Source organism: Enterobacter sp. BIGb0383 (assembly GCF_003751845.1).
Taxonomy (GTDB): Bacteria; Pseudomonadota; Gammaproteobacteria; order Enterobacterales; family Enterobacteriaceae; genus BIGb0383.
The window spans coordinates 1,112,870-1,133,394 of sequence record NZ_RJKQ01000001.1 but is presented as its reverse complement, the minus strand read 5'-3'; the positions used below and the strand labels follow the sequence as shown (position 1 = coordinate 1,133,394).

Sequence of the window (20,525 nt, the reverse complement as noted above, 5' to 3'; positions counted from 1 at the left end):
GCGTTTCCTTAATGAAGGGTGGCGATATCGATACTGTCGTGAACGGTTGCGGTCTGGAGATAGTCCGGCCTGCCTCCGCCTTTGCCCGGCCTCCAGGTCAACCAGATTTCAAGGTTGACGGTAAGCCGCGCCGGGTCGGGCTGGTCGGCGCTAAAACGCTGAAGGGTGGGTCCGGACTCGGTAAAGGTAAAAACTTGCTGCAGGATGGCGTCGCTATCGGTGGGCGACCAGGGATAGCTGGCGGATACGATGGCCTGCTCGACGTCCTCCCACGCCAGACTCGCGGAAATCGTGACTATCCGCTGTGGATAGAGGGTGGAGAACAGAGCGATATCCTGGCTGGTGGGTTCGTTCAGTACCGCCGGCAGATGAGGCGAATTGACGGCGCTGCTGTACTCCTTCGTTACGTCAAACAGGTAAAGGTCCGGGTTGGGCAGCATGACCGGGTAATCCGCCTGCGGTGATGTCTCGCTAATCTGAAAACGTCTCGAGACACTGGAAGCCGGCAGCAGCATATGCCGGCAGCGGAGGGTGACCAGCACCGACTGATACCAGCCCCAGTCAAACTGGCTGGCCGCCTTGATCGCAAAATCATAGCGGCCATAGACGGAGTCCAGATCCAGATAGATTGCATCCATCTCCGTCTGCAGGCTGCCAGAGCTGACGGAGGTGATGCCGCCAAAGGCCTGGTTAAAATAGACGGTAAAATCATATTCAACGGGCCAGAGCATCTTCCCGGTTTTCGGATCGAGCAGGCTCGGCATTCGGAATGTTTTTGGCTGAATGTCGCCCTTGCGAAAGGTAAACGGCTGGCTGTTTTCGCCATAGCGCAGACGTGCCACCACCAGCTGAATATTGCTGTCCAGATCGCTGGTCAGCAGGTTGATGTGGACCACGCGATGGGCAAAGAAATCATCCTGCAGATCGCTTTCAATGATGACATTTTCGGGTCGATAGTCCGTGCCCTTGACCAGCTCAGGGAACAGGGCCTGCGGATAGAGCGAACGCCTGACCACGGTGGTTTCGCTCAGCCTGCCGCTTAAACGCCGCTGTTCGATGTCCTTAACATCGAGCCGCTGTAGATAAAACCCTGCCTTTGGCTTCGATTGTGTCGAAACATCGCCAAACGCCGGGGTAAAGAACTCGCTCAGTAAGATCTGCGTCAGCTCGGCACCGGCCTGTTTAATATGGCTGTTGGGGTCCGTTTCCCTGACCTTGATGGTGACGATTTTTTCGCTGATAAGCCGCGCCGAGGTCTCTTCAATATCGACGGAAAAAATCAGCAGGTTAAAGCCGAACGACTGCTGCAGAAATTGATAGACCCTGTCCCAGCGGGCTTCCAGCTCGAAGGTTGAGGGAGGGAGCTGCTGCAGGTAGTCGATTTTGTAGCTGACGGCTATCGGGGTGGTTGCCGGCGTCGCCATCAGCGCCGCCAGCAGGGCAATATTGTCTGGCGCGGAGAGTCTGGTGAACAGATAACAATTTTGCTCGTCGTTAAGCGCAGTTTTGCTGGTCTGGCTGGCGATCAGGCCGGGAATATCCAGCGTTGCGCTACAGGCAATAGCCTGCAACGGCATTAATATCGCATCGCGCGGGATATCCGGGCTGGCATTTGCCGCAGCCTGTGCAGCCTCATGGCTGCTGACCAGCAGGGTCTGCAATGACAGCGTGGCATAATAGACGGTTTCGGGATCGCGGTCGTTGCGAAAGATCTGCAGCTGGACCGCAGGTTGATTGCTGTCGGTCACCCGGATGACCGGCGCAGCGGCGCAATAGAAGTAAAGGGGTCTGTCCGGATCGGCACGGATAAAGCAGATATCTTGTACGACAATCTGGCTATTCATTGGCGCTCTCTCGCGTGACGAAGGGAAAAGTGGGGCAGCCTAAGCTGCCCCGGGAGATCTCAGCCCATCAGAAGCTGACGACCACAATGGTCCCCGTTACCGGTTTGGTAACGGTTTTCTCTTCTCCTTTGTCACCGAAATAGACCGTTGCGACATAGCTAATTTCCGGCGTGTTACCGCTTTCCGCCTGCATCAGGTCGAAGGTCAGATACTGGGTCATGGATTTACTATCAAACTCGGTCACGACAAGGCTCTGCGACTGCCTGAAATCCCATTTCGGGTATTTAACCGTCATTTCATAGGTGATCAGCGTGACGTCTTTTTGGGTCGGCTTGAAGATGATGGTGTACTTCTGCTGTTTCGGGAGGGCGTTGGCGATCAGGATCTGATGGCCGTTAATCAGCCCATAGCCCGGCAGTTGCGGGCTGGTTTCAACGCCGCTCGGAATATAGGTCAGGCCATCGCCGTCTTTCGCGTAGTAATCGGCGGAGTAATAAATGGGCTTATCCACTGTGGTGCCAATGGGGTAAATAAAGGGCTTCGGCGGGTTCGAGGCGCTGATCACCTGGCTGGTGGTTTTCAGTTCCACGCCCTTATCCGGATCGGAATAGCGCGTTTTCACCACCACCTGGCTGAAAGTATTCCATCCCAGGGGGTCGAGCAGGGTGGAGATATCCGCATAGACGACGCCACACTGCGCTGCGTTAATGGTAATAATCAGCTCGCCGTCGCTCTTAATTTCGCCCGAATGATAGGGTTTGGACTGGATGCCGCTAAAGTTGACGGTATAGGCGTATTTGAAGGCGCGACCCAGCTCAGGCTTGATAAACCATCTTCCCGTTTTCTTCGGGGTCATATCACCGGGGCTAAATTGCAGGGTGCTCTGATTATCTTTGTCGTAGATGGCGGTGACGACAATATTGGCGATGTTATAGGTCGCCAGATCCTGGGTGACAAAAAATTCAGGCTGCAGATACTGGTAGAAGGGATCGTTCAGGTCGTACTCTTTGAAATAGTCCTTCAGGTTGCTTTCCCCGACGATGGACTGGATCGATGGCAGCTGGGCCTGCGGGGCGATGGCAAAAGAGACCACCGAGTTTTCTTCATAAACGCGGGTAAAACTTTTTGTTTCCGAGAGGCTTTCTTTGAATTTGCCAAAGCTACCGGCGTCATTAAGCATATCGAGGCTCATATCCAGCCCGGTCTGACTACTCAGGATTTGTTCAACCTGCTTCTGTCCCCATGCCGTCAGGCCTTCTTTCCATTTAATATATTGATCGTCCGTCATCCCCATTTCTTTTGGGGTCAGCCCGACCTGGACATCCACTTTGATAGCGCCTTTTTCGATATATTCACGCTCAATTTTTTTCTCATCCGCCGACCAGGTGTGGTAGGTGATGCTCTGGGTGACGGATTTGGTGATCTCACTGTCGTAGCTGACCGTCACTTTGGCCGCCGGCAGAGAGGCATCCAGGCTGAAGTTAAAACGCACCCCGACGCTTGAGTTTTTATCCGTGCCTTTCAGCACTTTTTCAAACAGGGTGGCGCCTTCGCCCGTTAAGGTCAGACCGAAAACGGTCGTGTTATCGCCCAGGCCCGATGGCGACAGCGGCGTCGGGATCTGGCGGTAGAATTTGGCATTGTCATCAAGGATCAGCGTGGCCTGCGCCGAGGTGTAGTTGGGCTGCAGAAGCTTGATTTTTTGCGCATCTTCCGGCATCAGTTCGGGAAGAAACTGATCGGGGCCTTTGTTGCTATCGTACAGAGAGACAAAGCGGCTGGCCGCATCGGCATCCAGGCCGGTGTTCTTCAGCGCCGTCTCTGCTTTCTCTTTCTTGCTCTGATTTGAAGGGTCCGCTTCGGCGTCCTGTTCCGCCTGAACATACTTGACGATAAGCACAGATTTTGCGCTCAGCTGCTCTTTAATGTTGCCAAACAGGGAGGCGCGGATTTTGGCCTGCAGCGCTTCCGGAGGAAGCGGCAGCATCACGGTGAACTGGCTATAGCCGCCGAGCATATCTTCGCTGCGATACTTGTAGAACATAAAGCTGGGGCTCTTATCGTCCCTGGCAACAAATACCGGGATTTCAGGCACCACGTAATACGTATTCTTATCCAGGCTGTCGCCATAGCAGGTACAGGCATACTCTTTGTTGCCGAGAAAAATATCCGTAGGGATTTTGACCGATTGCTGCAAAGCGGTGGTTAACATGGGGTATTCCTCTTGTTTATATCACTTTTTGTATTGCAGTTTGATGGGGCTGACGGTGGCCTGCAGGCGGCCAGAGTCATAGGTTTTCGGGAGCAACGTTTTAAGGCTTCCGCTCCAGCTGTACTCGATCCGGCCGTTGAGCTCGGCGGACTGGGCGTTTATCCACCAGCTGACCAGCCACTGCTGGTCGGAAAATGCGAAACGAAATGACTGTTTTTTGGCCTGACCGGCGGGCAGAAATGTGGCCGTACCCTCGATCGATTTAAAGCTGGACTTCAGGTGTTCGGCTTCAAACAGGACGCTAAAGAGGCCAAGATCCTGGGGGGTGAGTACAATTGCGTCCTGCCACTGAAGCCGTTTTTCATAGCTGCTGTAGTCGGCAAAGGTCACCTTGAGCGTGATTTCGTTACTCGTAGAGGTGGTCTTTAAGGTGACCGGCGAGAAAGTGGGCCACGGCATTGGCGTCTGTACTCCCCCATAGCCGAGTTCGATCGACATGATTTTGAACACTGATGGGCTAAAACCCAGGCTTACCACGCATTCGCGCGGCGGTACCGGCTTATCCGGTCTGTCAGGTTCCGGCAGCGGCGCTGGGCTAAAGGTGATGATGCTGCCGGGAGAAAGCCCTTTCAGCAGAACGGCAATATCCTGCTGCTGCGTAAGCAGATAGCGCTGGGGGACGCTATTGCTGTAGCGGATGTCATAGTCGATATCATCGGGGATCTCATCCGGGGAGTGGATACGACTCAGCGTCTTCGCAATCAGCAGCGAGGCGGTGTTGACCAGCGACGCTCTCACCTGCTCGCGCGTCTGTTCTGAGGGGGTATTTTCGAACTGTTCCGGCATCGTGAGCGCCCCGGCATCAATTTGCTGATTGAGCAGCAGGGCGATAGCGTCCGGCTGGCGTATATTCTCGCTCATGGCCAGCGTCAGAAAAGCGCCCCAGTCACCTTCAAGACGCGCCGTGACGCGACTGCTAACGATGAACTCGCTACTTGCCAGCAGATAAACCTTGTTTTTGTCTCCACGAATGGCGCTGTCCAGCAGCGTACTTTCGCTGTGGGTGAGGGGGATGGCGGGGTTGTCAAACGCCACGTCATAGCTGGCCGATTCCGGCTGGCGGATAAAATGCAGAAATAACGACTGGCGAACGTCCCACTGTACCAGGTTAATATCGCCCGGCGACGGGATGAAATGCTGCCTGATATATGACTCTAACGCCGGGGTATCGACAGGCATGTTCGGGGCAATAAAGGTCGCCACGCCGCCAGCCGGGCTGGTCAGCAAATGCAGCGCACTGATGCGACCTGCAGGCGTGTCCTGTACGGCCTGCGGAGCCGCGCTGCCATAGGTATAATCTGCCTGCGGCCGGGTCTGGTCGTGAAAGGCAAAGGCCCGTTCCAGCAGGAAGAAGTGCTCTAAGGTGTCTTGAGGATTCAGGCTGTCAGTATTCATTTTTAACCTTCCAGATTAATGGTTTGATCGCCGGTTACCCAGGCGGACCACTGCCCGCCAGCCACTCTGTAGCGAAATCCGCTCGCAAAAATCGATGTGACCGTCCAGCCGTAGTCGAAGGTGTTATGTGTGTGCGTAAAGGTTTTGGTGGTGCTGCGGGCTGGGCTTTGCGGTTCAAACTCCAGAGTTACGTCGCGGGTGTCAGCCCCCAGGTTGACAACGATATGCGCCTGTTGGGAGCCAAACTGCGGGAAGCTCCAGGCGCCTATTGTGGTGGACTGAGACATTGGCTGCGGCAGCGGGACGACGATGTCATCCGAAAGCGCGTGGGCTTCTGCCCAGGCAAAAGTGTTATCGCCGAGGGCGGGTGCGCTGAAATTGGGGGCTTCTGCGGTAAGCCCGAACGCTTGCAGCCACTCTTGTGACTGGTAAGTTCCCGTTATGTGGCTTTGCCGGGCCAGACCGGCGTCCAGGCTGAACGTCAGAAACGGGCAGGGCCACATCGCAGGGGTCAGCACCAGCACGGGCGCAGTGCAGGTCTGCGGTTCAGTACACTGGTTAAGCCAACGGCCATCCTGCAAATAATTGATGCGCAGCTGATAGTTGAAAGGAATGGCTTCCACCGCGCTATTCTGGAAGTGGAAGGTCAGCTGAGTTTGCCCCGCGCTGAGCTCCAGGGTTTGGGTCTGCGGCCAGGAGTAGATATTCCCGCCGGGCAGCGTGAGCTTGATGTCCAGCGCCACATGACTGCATAGCCCCTCAGGGAAGGAATAAAAAACGTCGATATCCCGTCTATCCGCTGGCAGCGGTGGCGCGGTTGTGCGGTGGATGATCGCGTCGGGCGTCCTGCTGGCGATTTGCTGCGCGGCGGTGAAGGGATCGAGTATAAAACAGAGCGGCCTTTGGCTTAGCGTGACGCTATTCAGTTCGAAAATCACCCGACCATGCTGCGCTGGCATTGCCAGAAAGATCATCGCCACATTGTTCGACGCCGCGCCTGCACAGGGTGAGCCAGACAGATTATAGAGCCGGTCCAGAAATGCTTCACAGAAGAGCCTGACGGCGGAAGGGTCGTTTTCCGGGAGCGCAGGCGCGGGGCTCAACGGCAGCGTGGTGATATTTTTGTACAGATACTGCGTCAGCGCGTCATAGGGAAATGCGACCCGGCTGTCGTCAGCAGGCTGCGCACCCGGAACATTGGCGGCGAGGTTGAGCATAAGCTCACGGGGATCGAAAACTACGGTATAGGGCAGCCGCGGCGAGACGCCCTGAACAAAGCCATCCACACGGGCATTAAAGCCGATGGTTTTATCGAGCAGGGTTTTCTCGATAAGCTGCGTGGCCGCTGAATTGAGCAAAATAATAAACTGGATACACTGGGCCGAATAGCCGCTGGCGTCGTAGCGTTTCCCGTGGAGATCGCTGTGATACTCAATCGGCACGTCGAAGCCCAGGCTGCCAGGAAGCACGGGCAGACTGTTCACTGCGCTATCCGGGTGCTGCTTTTTAAACTCTGCCAGCTGCTGTTGATCGGCGAAGTGCAGCTCGGTGGTGAAGTTCAGCCAGCCATAAACGGTTTCTGTGCTACTGCTGCGAATAATGTCCAGGCTGAACGGTAGCGGGTCCGCGGCCTGAATACTCAGGCCGTCCGGGCACAGGAAAACGGTGTTATCCTGCTGCCAGGTGCCGATAAATCGCAGCCCCGCGCTGCTGATAATCCGCTGAAAGTCCGGATATCCCTCATACATGAGCTTATTCTCCGGTCGCTTTCAGATGCTGCTGGAAGTCTTCGTGCCACTCAGCCGGAAGCTGGCTCAGGATATTGTCGGGGCGCTGATAATACTCATCCTCCAGGAAACGCTGCATCTGGATATCACCGACCAGAATGTTATTGGCATACATGCAGTTGGCGTCGGTTTCTGTTGCCGATAATTGCAGGTTATAAACTGTGATTTCGTCGGCGCGGTGCTCGATATTGCTGATTTCACCTTCACCTTCCAGGGTGAGCACTTTTCCTGCGACCCTGAGCTCCCGGGCTATCACGATCCCGGACGGCGTGATAAAGGGATGCCCGGGGCTTGCGATCGTGCTGGTTAGCGTGTTGTTCCGGTCCCGTACGCTGATGTTGAGACAATGCTGTTCCTGTCCGCTGGTAACATGTTCCACGTTCAACACGCCGTTATTTCGCGTGCGTACGCTGTCGCCAGGCCGAATCGCGGAGATGGCTTTTTCACTGCCGTCCGCCATGCGTATTTTAGTATTTTCGCCGAGGCATCCGTAAACGATTTTCATCGGCTTAATTTGTACGGTATTCAGGAAAAGCTGGCCCGGCACAATATTTTTAGGCGCGTTGGTAATAAAGGCGACGATACTTTTGCCTGAGACACTCATCACCAGTTTAAAGACGTAGTAGACCATTTCACCGGAATCAAAATCGACTTTATTAAACTTGAGCCAGTTCAAATCCCATGAGATGGTATTCCCGGTGATGGTACAGTTCTTTTTATCGAAAAAATCAAAGCCATCGTAGGGTCTAATAGGGTCGCCACCGGCGCGAGTGCGAATTAAATAAATACTGCTCATCGCATTCACCGGTCGGCTGCCGCTCATATCAATATCACCGTTGTAGATGATTTGACCTTTTATAGGCACGTCAACAATACCGCCACCGGCGTAGGTTTGACGGTAGTCACAGTCGGGTTCGTCGCGGGTTAAACAAATTTTTATTTCGTTAGGGTTTTTGATGGTGCTCGGTTTTTCGTTATAGATACCTTTCGGGTAATTTCGGGTGGTAATAATTTCCGCACCGTAAAAGGTATTATTATCGATGGTCTGTGCGAAGGTATAAATCACCGTTACCGGAAATTCCTTCACCTTCTGGCTGGCCGGATATATGCCATTAGCACTGATGGCGCAATCGGAGGCATAAACATAAGATCGTTTATTATTCACCGCACCGACGTTGGTCGCATCCCCGTCAAACAGCCCCAGCGTTTGCGTCACATTACTGGCGGAGACGGGAAGGGAGCCTATGGCATCTGCGCTCCAGGATTGTCCATCGCTGGAGTCGATGCCCACAATACTGTACACCGGCCTGACGGAGCCGCTGGCCGCCTGGCTGAGCAGGCCCGTGCTTAGCCTGCTCTGTTTTGCCTGTTGCCAGCCTCGGGTAAACTGCGGCGCGGAACCGGAGACCAGACCGGCAAGCTTAAGCTGGATATCGTAAAAACTGACCAGCAGAGGATCGTTGGGCTCAATATTAAAAACTCCTGTGTTCGCATATTTACTGATAACACTTTTAATAATGCTTTTTTCGTCTGCGGTATAGCCTTGCGTTGTCATAAAATTAGCACCTAATAAATCGTCGGCATAAGCCGGCAAGGATGGCAATAAATATATTGCCGTCTTGAGTACCAGGGCGATAAAGGGTGAGCTGCATATAATGCAAGTGAAATAATATGTTCACGCAGCATTCATAGATGCAGGTCATTGATGTGGCTTAAAGATATATTTTATGGGGTTGCTTTTCCCATTGTTAAATTGCTGTGGTGTCGGCAAGGTGCCGTTATTAACATAGCTTCAACAATAGCAACATCGGGCGGGAAAGCAACCGAGTGGCAAAAATAAATTAAGAATTGTCCTGAAAAGATCAAAGGGACATAGCCCATGGCAACTTAATGAAATGTAAGTCTTTCATCCAGCAGGTTAACGCGCTTCTCTGAGGGTGACGAAAAATCCATAGCCTCTAACTCTATGAAAGAATTATTCAAAGGCAGGGCTTCATTATTTTCAAAAAATAGCATTTTTTGAAATGGCGATGATAAATTTTGATGAAACAAGAAAGAGTATTTCACCTGGGCTAAATAAAGAGTGTATTTGTACTTTATTAATATGCGCCGTGAATTATTCAGTGCATGATATATAAAATGATAGAGGATATATTTTCAACGGACTGCGGGGCGTCTGAATTCGTTGTCAGGGGAAGCTGTATTCCTACGGTGCAGAGCGGATTCGAAAACAGGAACAACGGGTGTGGTTCGCTGCGACCAGCCAGGAACGATTGATATAGACTCCCGAAGGGCACGTGCTGTATCGAAGGGTACAAAAGCAAAAAGCCCGCTTAAGTTTCCTTAAGCAGGCTTCTCTAAATATGGCTCCTCTGACTGGACTCGAACCAGTGACATACGGATTAACAGTCCGCCGTTCTACCGACTGAACTACAGAGGAATCGTGTGAACGGGCGGCATACTAACGGGGGTGGATGGCTTTGTCAAAGGTCGAATCGCCGGGAGTGAATCGTTTGCTGAGAAAATCGCCATCTTCGCCATTTTTCCATCTTCTTCGCTGGCTTAGCTTGTCATTGACGCTACTTATTACTTATCCCGCTTAGCATTTTGACCCTGTAAGCATTTTTTCCCGCCATTGCTGGAATGTTGCCGTGATTGCCGCACAGCCGTCATTACAAATGCTGATTGATACGCACCATTCTGGTGCGCTGCTACCCCTTATGGGGCAAAACTGAACAGGCGTTTCATTAATATTGCAGCAGAGTCTAATTAGTTTCTCTTATTATCCAGCCGCTTACGCGCGTTTTCACGCCTTATCTAAAACTGGCAAGTATCTTGCAATTCCAGCTCAGACACCCAGACCTGCACGGGTACTGGCATACCGCATCAGGAGGCAAAATGAACTTTAGACGGCTGAAATACTTCGTAAAAATCGTCGACATTGGTAGTTTGACCCAGGCCGCGGAAGTCCTGCATATTGCACAGCCCGCGCTGAGCCAGCAGGTTGCCACGCTGGAAGGTGAACTGGATCAGCAGTTACTGATCCGTACAAAACGCGGCGTGACGCCAACTGAAGCGGGTAAGGTACTTTATACTCACGCCCGGACGATTTTACGTCAGTGCGAGCAGGCTCAGCTGGCGGTATGCAATGTCGGGCAGACGCTCAGCGGCCAGGTCTCTATCGGTCTGGCTCCGGGAACCGCCGCGTCGGCTATCACCATGCCTCTGCTGCAGGCGGTGCGCAACGAATTGCCGGACGTGCTGGTCTATCTGCACGAAAACAGCGGTACGCTGCTGAATGACAAGTTGCTGAACGGTCAGCTGGATATGGCGGTGCTCTATGAGCGTGCGCCGATCGCAGGCATCACCAGCCAGCCGCTGTTGAAAGAAGATCTCTACCTGGTGGGCACCCGTGATTGCCCGGGTCAGAGCGTTGACCTCGCCGCCGTGGCGGAGATGAATCTGTTCCTGCCGCGCGACTACAGCGCCGTGCGCGCCCGCGTTGACGAGGCGTTCACCCTGCGCCGTCTGACCGCCAAAATTATTGGCGAGATTGAATCTATTGCGACCTTAACAGCGGCGATTGCCAGCGGAATGGGCGTGACCGTACTGCCCGAATCGGCGGCGCGTTCCCTGTGCAGCTCGGCCAATGGCTGGATGGCGCGCATCACCACGCCGTCCATGAGTCTGCCGCTCTCCCTGAATATGTCGGCGCGCGGCTCTCTGTCGCCGCAGGCGCAGGCGGTGAAAGAGATCCTGATGTCGCTGGTCAGTCGTCCGACGCTCGAAAACCGCGAGCTGTCGCTGGTCAGTTAATATATATTCCAGAAAGGAATAAGTTGCTGGTTTTTATTATTTGTTCTCCTGGTACGCAGACCTTAACAATAGTGTCATGACGTATGAAGCACCCCGGAGGACAGGTTGAATTTCCAGCAACTCAAAATTATTCGTGAAGCGGCCCGGCGGGATTACAACCTGACGGAAGTGGCCAATATGCTCTACACCTCCCAGTCGGGCGTCAGTCGCCATATCCGCGAACTGGAAGAAGAGCTGGGCATTGAAATCTTTATTCGCCGCGGCAAACGCCTGCTCGGAATGACAGAACCGGGCAAGGCGCTGCTGGTGATTGCCGAGCGTATTCTTAACGAGGCCAGTAACGTTCGTCGGCTGGCCGACCTCTTTACTAACGATGCCAGCGGCGTGCTGACCATCGCCACCACCCACACCCAGGCGCGCTACAGTCTGCCGCCGGTCATCAAAGCTTTCCGGGAGTTGTTCAGCGATGTGCGGCTGGAGCTAATCCAGGGCACGCCCCAGGAGATCGAAACCCTGCTGCACAACGGCGGAGCCGATATCGGTATCGCCAGTGAGCGACTGAGCAACGATCCGACGCTGGTCGCTTTCCCCTGGTTCCGCTGGCATCACAGCCTGCTGCTGCCCGTTGACCATCCCTTAACTCAGACCAACCCGCTGACGCTGGAGGAGATCGCCCGCTGGCCGATTATTACCTACCGTCAGGGGATCACCGGCCGTTCGCGTATTGATGAAGCCTTTATGCGTAAAGGGCTGGCGGCGGATGTGGTGCTAAGCGCTCAGGACTCGGATGTGATCCGTACCTACGTTGAGCTGGGACTGGGTATCGGCCTGGTGGCAGAGCAGTCGGGTGGCGAGCTGGAAACCGGCGGCCTGGTCCGTCTGGATACCCGACATTTGTTTGATGCTAATACGGTCTGGCTGGGACTTAAACGCGGTCAGCTTCAGCGCAACTACGTCTGGCGCTTTATTGAACTCTGTAATGCCGGGCTCTCCCTTGAGGAGATCAAACGCCAGGCGATGGAGCCGGATGAAGTGGTGATTGATTATCAGATTTAAAGGAAGCAGCCCGACGGAGGTCGGGCTGACGGGTTAGGGCTTAGAAGAGAACAGAATAGTTCAGACCAAAGGTGCGTCCGCGACCTTTAAAATCATAGAGCGATTGAGGGCCAAGATCCGGGCTATAGAGGAGCTGAGCGCGTTTACCCCATACGGTGGTGTAATCCGTGTCGAACAGGTTTTCAACGCTAAAGCTTAGCGTGCCGACCGGCAGGGAATAACTGCCGATCAGGTCAACCGTGTTATAGCCGTCGATTTTCCTCCCGGCCGCATCGCTGATATCGAAGGACTGGGTGGTCTGTACCCGCAGGTTCCAGGGATCCGGTGCCCAGCCAACATAGGCGATGGCTTTTGACGGGCTGGCGTTGCTCACATCCCATTTTTTCCATTGCCCGCTGGCTTTCGTCTCGGATTTCACAAGATTAAAGTTAACCCCGGTGCTCCAGTCCGTCTGCGGAATAAAGTAATCCACCGCGCCTTCCAGGCCATAGATACGACGCTTATCGTCGTTAACCTCGATGGTTAACACGCCGGGGACGACTCTGATGTTCTTATCTGACCGGGAGTAGTACGCCGCCAGCTGGGTACGCAGCGCGTCGCCGGTATAGCGCCAGCCCAGTTCAAAGGAGTTGACCTTGATCCCCTGCAGTTTTGACTGGCCGACATTGACGCTTCTTACCAGCTGGTAGTGACCGTTGGTCAGACTGTAGGTGCCATTGCCGTAATATTTCCCCGGGTCCGGCAGCTCAACGCCCTGAGTAAAGTTAAACCAGGTCTGCTGGCGGTCGGTAAGATGCATTAGCACGCCGGCGTTAAACAGAAAATTGTCATAGTCGGTTGAGCCGCCCGGGATCGTATCCGCCGAGCGGGCCGTGCCGTTGGCAATGGCACGCTGCTGCGCGTAGCCAACAAAATCTTCAACGCTGTTGCGGGTGTACTGATAACGCACGCCGCCACCGAGCGTGAAAATATCGTTAATGTCATAGCTGGACTGCAGGAAGGCCGCCATATTGGTAATGTCATAGCCCGGATAGCGCCCGATGGTGTAGATGCTCTGATTATTCAGACCGCCGGATGCGGAGGATTTCGCCAGATCGAAGAACATCTGGTTAGCGCTAAAGGTTTCGTGGTCGGCATCCAGACCCCAGGTCAGCTGCAGCCCGTCCAGCGGCTTGCTGTTCAGCGTCAGCTTTGCCCCGTACTGGTCCGTATCCTGCTTTGAAGAGGAGAGGGCGGTCACCTTACCGCCGGAGACGGTCGGGAAGGGGTAAAATTGCAGGGACTCATTGCGATAGTAGATCTGGCTTACCAGCTCCTGGCCGAGGAAGTCCGTATTTGAGTATTGCATACTGATCAGATGGCGTTCGGTACCCGGAATACGATCCGAGTTGAGGCCTTTGCTGGCATAGGCCTGAGTGGAGCCTCTGACCGCTGAGAAGTTCTCTCCCAGGTTCAGACCATAGTCTTCATCGCCCTGACTCTTGTAGTACTGGGTGACCAGCTGCAGTTGCTGGTGGTCATCAATGTCCAGCGTGCCTGTGCCCATGACGTCCAGACGATCGGAGTACTGTAAGCCGGTCTGGGTATTATCCAGCAGCGTGGCATTACCTTTACCGTCATACCAGCCGCCAAACTTCTGATACGCCACGGACATACGGCCTGAGATATGGTCATTACCGCCGGAGACGGCGCTGGCAACCCGCCCGTCACGATCCCGATGGCTGTTAAACCCGCTCTTGATACCGGTTTCCAGTTCGACCTGGGTTTCCGGCTGTCCTTTCTTGGTGACGATATTGATCAGGCCACCGGTACTGCCGCCGCCGTACAGGGCGGAAGCACCGGAGATCACTTCGATATGGGCAATATTAAAGGGATCGATGGAATCCAGCTGGCGGCTGTCGGTACGGGACGAGTTCATACGCACTCCGTCAATCAGCACCACAATCGCGCGGCCACGCATATTCATTCCGTAGTTGGTACGACCCTGGCTGCTGACGTCGAGACCGGGGATCAGCTGCGCGAGGGCGTCTTTCAGCTCCTTCCCGCCCTGAACCTGCTGCTGTAGCTCCTGGCCCTCGATCACCCAGGTGGTTTGCGCCATCTCGGCGACGGTCCGGTGCGTTCGGCTGGCGGAGACCACCATATTTTCTTCGCTGCTTTGCTGTGCAAACGCCGGGGCGATCATCGCCAGCAGCAGAGGATTGAGCGCCCAGAGCGTCTTTTTGCGGCTAATCATCATCATTCCTTACTTTTTATTGGGAAATAGCACGGTCAGCAGACGAGCGCCTGACTGGAATTTATTCAATAAAATCAGTGTGAAAGTGAGTGTTTATTCTATGAGAATAAGAATTCTGCCGATAACGCTTCTCATTAGCAACGTTAATTGTTAAATTTCAGGCAATAAATTTTACAAATCTTATGCAAATAGAGGGTCAGAAAGGCTATGGCTGGCGTTCCGGGTTATCGCATTTTTAACGTTCAACTGGCGCGGAAAACCGCCGTTTCCCCCTCGCTGTTAAGCCTGGTGTTTACCGGCCCGGACGTGGCGCAGATGAAATCTGACTCGCCGGATCAGCGCATCAAAATCCTGCTTGCCGCTGAAGATGGCACGCTGCCCGCGATGCCCACCGAAGGGGAGTGGTATCCGCAGTTTCTCGCCATGCCCAAAGAACAACGTCCGACAATGCGCACCTATACCCTGCGTCATGTCGATGCACTGCGTCAGGAAGCCACGATTGAGTTTGTCTGCCACGGCACCGAAGGCCCGGCCTCGGCCTGGGCGATTAACGCCGTGCCGGGCGACGCACTCCAGTTGGTGGCGCCCAATGCCGCTTGTAAAGAGGACAGCGGCGGCTATGAATGGACGCCGCCTGATGGCCTGCTGAATGCGCTGATTGTTGCCGATGAAACCGCGCTGCCCGCCGCACGCGGTATCCTGGAGCAGCTTGCCGGGCTGGAACATCCGCCGAAAGTTCAGGCCTTTTTTGAAGTGCCTGAGGCCGGTGACTGCATCGATCTCAGCGTCTTTACCTTCGCCGATATCATCTGGCTGCCGCGTGCAACAACGGGTGCCGTGCACGGGGAGTGCCTGATTGAGGCGGTCAAAGAGCGCGTCCGCGTACCGGAAAACAGCCCTCAGGAAGCGCTGCCGGATATCGATGAGGGGGAAATGATGTGGGAGAAAGCCACCACCACCAGCCAGGCCTTTTTTGGCTGGGTCGCGGCGGAATCCACGGTGGTGAAACATCTGCGTCGCTATCTTACCGGTGAGCGCGGCGTGGACCCGACTACGGTCAGCTTTATGGCCTACTGGGCGAAGCGTAAGCGGGGCGCTTAGCACAGAGAAACCGGGAGGACGCTCCCGGTTTCAGGGATCAGAGCGGAAGTTCTGAATCTTTGATATCGGCGATGGGGCCGAGAATAGCGCTGTCAAATACACGCCCGGCTTCACCTGCTGCAATACGTTTGGGCCAGTCATGGTTGGCGAGGGCGCCACGTCCCAGCGCAATAAAATCTGCTCCCATATCCATAACCTGCCTGGCTCGCGAGGTATCGTGCAGGCTACCGTTAGCCATAATGGTTAACTGCGGCGCATATTTACGTGCCAGCTCCACCAGTGATAATGGATTGCCCGGGAATGCCGGCTGCCAGGCTTCAAACTCAGTCAGGTGCAGATAATCGATGCCTGACTGGGCGAGAAGCGTAAACACCACGCTGACATCCTCTTCGCCACTGGCCCATTTATGGAAAAAGTCATTCACTTTTCCCTGGGATATCCGAATACCGACGGGTATCTCCTGACCGACACGCTGTCTTACCGCCTGAATCACCGCGAGGCTCAGTTGCAGGCGGTCGGCAATATTCCCGCCCCAGCGATCCGTTCTCTGGTTAGTGTAATCCGTGAGGAATTGATCGAGAAGGTAGCCATTGGCACCGTGGATTTCCACGCCATCAAAGCCCGCTTCAAAAACTGCACAGAATGCGGCATCCGCAAAGCTGCTGATAATATCCTGGATTTCGGCGTCGTTGAGTTCACGTGGAACAGGGTATTCGCCCTCGCCACGATAAAACGTCATCTGCTGGCCCGTCGGGCGAACGGCACTGGGTGCCACGCTGCCGTTAAGGAAATAGTTGCCCTGAGACAGCGCGCCGGAATGCTGGATTTGGGCAAAGATGCGCCCATCCTGCTGGTGGACGGCGTCAGTAACCTTACGCCAACCCGCAGCTTGCTCAGCAGAGGTTAATCCGGCCTGGAAGGCGTAAGTTTGTGACCACTTCCTGTCAATATAAATGCCTTCGGAGATCGTCAGACCAAACCCGCCGCGGGCGAAATCTGCGTAATAGGCCTGCATACGGTCGCCTGCGATCCCCTCTTCAGAGGCCGTCACGCGGGTCATTGGTGCGACAGCAAGGCGATTTTTTAAGGCGACTTTCCCAATATTACCTGAGGTGAATAGGGGCTGTGTCTTCATGGGTTTTCCTCATCGGTTTAAATCATGAATGCACTATAATCACTGTTGTTCAGGCCTTAAACTGGGCGAGCTGATATGTCGGTATAACGGTTTGAGTTATAATCGACACTTCAGATAACGGAGTCGCTATGAATCTGCAGGATGTTTCACTCTTTCTGGTTATCACGGAAACGCGCAGCCTGACGCAGGCGGCTAGCCGACTGAATATTTCCCCCATGGCGGTTTCAAGACGACTCGCCTCTCTTGAGCAGGAACTTGGCACGCGGCTTATGCAGCGCACAACCCGGTCCGTTTCGTTAACCCAGGAAGGGATGGAGTTTATGCCTTATGCCCGCGCGCTTCTCGACGCGGAGGCCGGGGCCAGAGCGCTCTTTTCGCCCTCCACGCAGGGTGCCGCAGGATTGCTGAGAATAACGGCACCCTCAGGATTTGGGCGGCGTAATATTTTGCCTCTGGTCCCGCAACTGTTATCCGATAATCCAGCGCTCAGTATCGACCTTCAGCTAAGTGAAGACGTGGTCGATATTGTCGGTAAAGGAATTGACGTGGCCATCCGGATTGCACCTTTAAAGGACTCCACGCTGATCGCCCGTAAAATTACCGACAATCCACGGGTTATCTGTGCTTCACCGGCTTATCTGCAGGCTTATGGCAAACCCCAATGCCTTGACGATTTGACGCGGCATCATTGCCTGCGGCTTAGCAGCGTGCCGCAATGGATCTTTGAACGTGATAACGACCCCTTCAGAGTCGGTGTTGAGGGCCGTTTTATCTCGGATAACGTCGAAGGTGTAAGAGAGTTGTGTATTCAGGGGCTGGGGATTGCGCAGCTCACCCGCTGGGATGTTATAAAAGAAATTCGCGAAGGCACGCTTGTTGAGCTCGCGCTGGCCGACGCCTGGTCTCAGGCATTGTCAATCTGGGCTGTGCTACCCACCACGCGTTATCTGCCTCTCCGCGTGAATACGTTTATTGAGAAACTAAAATCCTCGCTTTCTTCCTGACGTGCCAGTACGTTTTGTTTCTGGAGAGTCTGGCTCTCATCCCTGTAGCCAGACTCGGTTAGATCGACTATTCATCCATGAATCAAAAAATCACCAGTTTCCATCTCGGTAGTCAAAAGAAATCTGATACCAGTATTTCTCTACTTCAATCTTGTCTTTAAAATAAGGTTGCAATAAAGGCACCCATGATTTCTCAACATCGAAACCACCGTTATTGATATTGTCTTCTAATGGCATGCCTAAGCTTACGATGACAGAGCCATCATCACCAAAATCTTTTGAATACTCTTCGCTAATAAACTCTTCACTTTTACGTTCAAACCATTCAAGCCTTAATTTCAGTCCCATAATGTCCTCTCAAAGATATTCTGGGTTTCCCTCATCATCGTTAACATATTCTCCGCATCCCTGATGTCTTCTTCTTGTGCTTTACGGCTCTCCAGAGGCAGAAAGCCGTAAAGCACCACACCCCATAGACTAAACTTACACGGACCCTTTAGTAACGCGAAAACTTCAGCAATAGCAGCGAACAGCGCATCGCCAGAAGGCCAGTAACGCCAGGTCCGAACAGTGGCGTAATTCAAGGGATAGGGCGAGGGTGTGTAGACTTTTCCTGGGCGGTTGGGTGCTTTTCTACTCGCACAGCTGAAATTTATCGTCCAGACTTAAGCCAAAGGCATAGTCTGCGTGGGCATTGTGCTTTACACTGCGCGCTGCAAAAATTTGAGTAGATAAAACGATTAGGTGGGCGGTTATGGCGATGAACGGAACGATCACAACATGGTTTGCAGATAAAGGTTTTGGCTTTATCAAAGATGAAAATGGCGATAACCGCTATTTTCATGTGATTAAGGTCGCCAACCCCGATCTGATCAAGAAAGATGCGGCGGTGACGTTTGAACCCACCACCAATAACAAGGGCCTGTCGGCCTATGCGGTAAAAGTCGCGCCGGAAAGCAAATATATCTTTATCGCGGGCGAGCGAATTAAGCTGACGTCCATCAAATCTTACCTGGTGTACAGTGAAGAAGTGCCTGCCGATACCGGTATCGACAAAGAGAACGCGGTGCTCTCTGTCGGGCTGCTGATGGGCAATATCAGACCGAAATCTGCCGCTAAGCCGGGTGAAATGCGCTCGCTGAAAAAGCTGGCGATCACCACGTTCCAGGGCTCGACGTTAATCTTCTCGGAAGATGAGATTGACGTGGAAGCAACGGTGAAAATGCTTAAGGTTTGACGGTGATAGTCAGGCAGAAATTTAATCTTTGGGGATAAATAATGAACAACGACGTACCGCTTAAATTTTATGATATCGCAGATGAGTACGCGACAGAGACTGAAAAGCCTGTAAGCGAGTCAGAGCGCGACGCGCTGGCGCACTATTTCCAGCTGCTGATCACGCGTTTAATGAATAACGAAGAGATCAGCGAAGCGTCGCAGAAAGAGATGGCTACCGAAGCCGGTATTGAAGAGCAGCGTATCGATGAGATCGCCATGTTCCTCAACCAGTGGGGCAACGAGTAGATTCGAAAGGGCACAACACGCATGTCGCTGTGCCCACTCTTTTTTACCGCCCGCAAAAGCAAGAAGCCCGCTTAAGTTTCCTTAAGCGGGCTTCTTAAATATGGCTCCTCTGACTGGACTCGAACCAGTGACATACGGATTAACAGTCCGCCGTTCTACCGACTGAACTACAGAGGAATCGTGTGAACGGGGCGAATACTACTGGCCCCGCATTTTTGTGTCAACACTAAATTTAACTTGCTGATTCGATTGATTAACTTTAATGCATAACGCTGTTTTAGTGTACGCGCGGCGGTTCTTCATCCCGGAGGCCATCATTTTCACGTAACCGCTGCAGCGGATCCTGCTGGTAAAAATGGCAGAAACGCTGCCATAACGCCGGGAAGCGCGGGGCAAACAGCTCCGGGGCGCTAAAGAAGTATTCTGACAGCACGGCAAAGCATTCTGCCGGGTCGGTTGCCGCGTAGGCGTCAATGCTGGCGGTGTTTTCGCCGACCAGATCGATTTCATCCTGAATATTATCCATGGCCGCATGCAGGTCGTGCTCCCAGCCGGCGACGTCGCGCAGGGGGATAAGCGGAATGCCGCTGGCGCGATCGCCGTTGCGGGTGTCCAGCTTATGGGCCACTTCGTGAATAATCAGGTTAAAACCGGAGGCGTCAAAGGAGTCCTGAATATCGAGCCAGTTCAGCACGATGGGGCCCTGCTGCCAGCTTTGACCGGACTGGACGATGCGCTGGTTATGCACCAGGCCAATATCGTCTTCCCATTCGTCGTCTACCACAAAGGGTGCGGGATAGATCAGCACTTCATGGAAGCCGTCGAGCCACTCAATCCCCAGTTCCAGCACCGGCAGACAGAAGAGCAGGGCGATACGAGCGCTCTGCAGGGCATCAAGTTCAAGCCCCTGCAGGACGACCAGGCGTTTTTGCTGCAAAAAGCGCTCGCCCATTTGCACGAGTCGGGTTTGTTCGTCGGCAGAGAGATTCGCCAGAACGGGAATGGCCAGCGCTTTTTCCCACGGTATCTCGGGAGTACGCTGGCTTTCATTTGCTTTCCAGGGCCACTTTATCATCGTTTTGCTCGCAAACTCGTCACTTGAACAAAATAGAGGAGACGGGGACTGTTAAAATGCCAAAGAACCCGGCATCATGGCAACCACATTACGGAGAGATGCCGGAGCGGCTGAACGGACTAGTCTCGAAAACTAGAGTAGGGGCAACTCTACCGGGGGTTCAAATCCCCCTCTCTCCGCCACTCTTTTTTATCTTCTTAAACGCTTTGAGGCCAGCCTGGTACAATCCCGGTCATATCGGCCTTAAATTCAGCCCACACGTTATCACTTCGCCCGCCGG

General features: G+C 53.8%; 15 protein-coding genes and 3 tRNA genes. 7 read left to right on the top strand and 11 right to left on the bottom strand.

Going from position 1 to position 20,525, the window contains the following annotated elements; all coding sequences use genetic code 11:
* Nucleotides 1–8: 8 nt before the first annotated feature.
* The 6 genes from EDF81_RS05495 to EDF81_RS05470 all read right to left on the bottom strand — a co-directional run bounded on the left by EDF81_RS05495 (nucleotide 9) and on the right by EDF81_RS05470 (nucleotide 9,738).
* Entirely contained in the window at nucleotides 9–1,844 is a 1,836-nt protein-coding gene (locus tag EDF81_RS05495; protein ID WP_123346987.1) for a hypothetical protein, read from the bottom strand.
* Nucleotides 1,845–1,911: 67 nt separating this feature from the next.
* Nucleotides 1,912–4,056: a hypothetical protein gene (locus EDF81_RS05490; protein ID WP_123346985.1), complete on the bottom strand. Its 2,145-nt coding sequence runs from the start codon at nucleotides 4,054–4,056 to the stop codon at nucleotides 1,912–1,914.
* A gap of 21 nt (nucleotides 4,057–4,077) precedes the next feature.
* Nucleotides 4,078–5,511 (bottom strand): hypothetical protein, encoded by a 1,434-nt coding sequence (locus EDF81_RS05485; protein WP_123346983.1) that lies wholly within the window; start codon nucleotides 5,509–5,511, stop codon nucleotides 4,078–4,080.
* 2 nt (nucleotides 5,512–5,513) lie between these two features.
* The gene (locus EDF81_RS05480; protein ID WP_123346981.1) at nucleotides 5,514–7,259 is read right to left on the bottom strand and encodes a hypothetical protein; all 1,746 of its coding nucleotides are present in this window, start codon (nucleotides 7,257–7,259) and stop codon (nucleotides 5,514–5,516) included.
* Between the two features lie 4 nt (nucleotides 7,260–7,263).
* A complete protein-coding gene (locus EDF81_RS05475; protein WP_123346979.1) occupies nucleotides 7,264–8,853 on the bottom strand; it encodes a Hint domain-containing protein in 1,590 nt (529 codons plus the stop codon).
* Nucleotides 8,854–9,662: 809 nt separating this feature from the next.
* Nucleotides 9,663–9,738: transfer RNA gene (locus EDF81_RS05470), tRNA-Asn, on the bottom strand.
* Between the two features lie 458 nt (nucleotides 9,739–10,196).
* Between EDF81_RS05470 and nac the strand changes: the two genes are divergently transcribed.
* Both nac and cbl read left to right on the top strand, forming a co-directional pair.
* Nucleotides 10,197–11,114 carry a nitrogen assimilation transcriptional regulator NAC gene (nac, locus tag EDF81_RS05465; RefSeq protein ID WP_123346977.1) on the top strand — a complete coding sequence of 306 codons (918 nt, stop codon included), beginning with the start codon at nucleotides 10,197–10,199 and terminating at the stop codon, nucleotides 11,112–11,114.
* Between the two features lie 105 nt (nucleotides 11,115–11,219).
* Nucleotides 11,220–12,170: an HTH-type transcriptional regulator Cbl gene (gene cbl, locus EDF81_RS05460; protein WP_123346975.1), complete on the top strand. Its 951-nt coding sequence runs from the start codon at nucleotides 11,220–11,222 to the stop codon at nucleotides 12,168–12,170.
* A gap of 40 nt (nucleotides 12,171–12,210) precedes the next feature.
* On the opposite strand, the gene EDF81_RS05455 is transcribed toward cbl, so the two are convergent.
* Nucleotides 12,211–14,409: a TonB-dependent siderophore receptor gene (locus EDF81_RS05455; RefSeq protein WP_123346973.1), complete on the bottom strand. Its 2,199-nt coding sequence runs from the start codon at nucleotides 14,407–14,409 to the stop codon at nucleotides 12,211–12,213.
* Between the two features lie 204 nt (nucleotides 14,410–14,613).
* Between EDF81_RS05455 and EDF81_RS05450 the strand changes: the two genes are divergently transcribed.
* Nucleotides 14,614–15,507 carry a siderophore-interacting protein gene (locus EDF81_RS05450; protein WP_123346971.1) on the top strand — a complete coding sequence of 298 codons (894 nt, stop codon included), beginning with the start codon at nucleotides 14,614–14,616 and terminating at the stop codon, nucleotides 15,505–15,507.
* Between the two features lie 37 nt (nucleotides 15,508–15,544).
* On the opposite strand, the gene EDF81_RS05445 is transcribed toward EDF81_RS05450, so the two are convergent.
* Nucleotides 15,545–16,642, bottom strand: coding sequence for an NADH:flavin oxidoreductase (locus EDF81_RS05445; RefSeq protein ID WP_123346969.1), 1,098 nt, complete (start codon nucleotides 16,640–16,642; stop codon nucleotides 15,545–15,547).
* 128 nt (nucleotides 16,643–16,770) lie between these two features.
* Between EDF81_RS05445 and EDF81_RS05440 the strand changes: the two genes are divergently transcribed.
* Entirely contained in the window at nucleotides 16,771–17,646 is an 876-nt protein-coding gene (locus EDF81_RS05440) for a LysR family transcriptional regulator (protein ID WP_123346967.1), read from the top strand.
* A gap of 90 nt (nucleotides 17,647–17,736) precedes the next feature.
* On the opposite strand, the gene EDF81_RS05435 is transcribed toward EDF81_RS05440, so the two are convergent.
* Complete coding sequence (locus tag EDF81_RS05435; RefSeq protein ID WP_123346966.1) at nucleotides 17,737–17,994, bottom strand: colicin E3-like toxin immunity protein; 258 nt, start codon at nucleotides 17,992–17,994, stop codon at nucleotides 17,737–17,739.
* Between the two features lie 406 nt (nucleotides 17,995–18,400).
* Here EDF81_RS05435 and EDF81_RS05425 point away from each other — a divergent pair, with 406 nt between their 5' ends.
* Nucleotides 18,401–18,883, top strand: coding sequence for a cold-shock protein (locus tag EDF81_RS05425; protein WP_123346961.1), 483 nt, complete (start codon nucleotides 18,401–18,403; stop codon nucleotides 18,881–18,883).
* Nucleotides 18,884–18,924: 41 nt separating this feature from the next.
* Entirely contained in the window at nucleotides 18,925–19,170 is a 246-nt protein-coding gene (locus EDF81_RS05420; protein ID WP_123346959.1) for a YmjA family protein, read from the top strand.
* Nucleotides 19,171–19,271: 101 nt separating this feature from the next.
* Here the strand turns inward: EDF81_RS05420 and EDF81_RS05415 are convergent.
* Nucleotides 19,272–19,347: transfer RNA gene (locus EDF81_RS05415), tRNA-Asn, on the bottom strand.
* Between the two features lie 100 nt (nucleotides 19,348–19,447).
* Nucleotides 19,448–20,245: a DgsA anti-repressor MtfA gene (mtfA, locus tag EDF81_RS05410; RefSeq protein WP_123346957.1), complete on the bottom strand. Its 798-nt coding sequence runs from the start codon at nucleotides 20,243–20,245 to the stop codon at nucleotides 19,448–19,450.
* A gap of 92 nt (nucleotides 20,246–20,337) precedes the next feature.
* Between mtfA and EDF81_RS05405 the strand changes: the two genes are divergently transcribed.
* Nucleotides 20,338–20,427 (top strand) — tRNA-Ser (locus tag EDF81_RS05405).
* The last annotated feature ends 98 nt before the right edge of the window (nucleotides 20,428–20,525 follow it).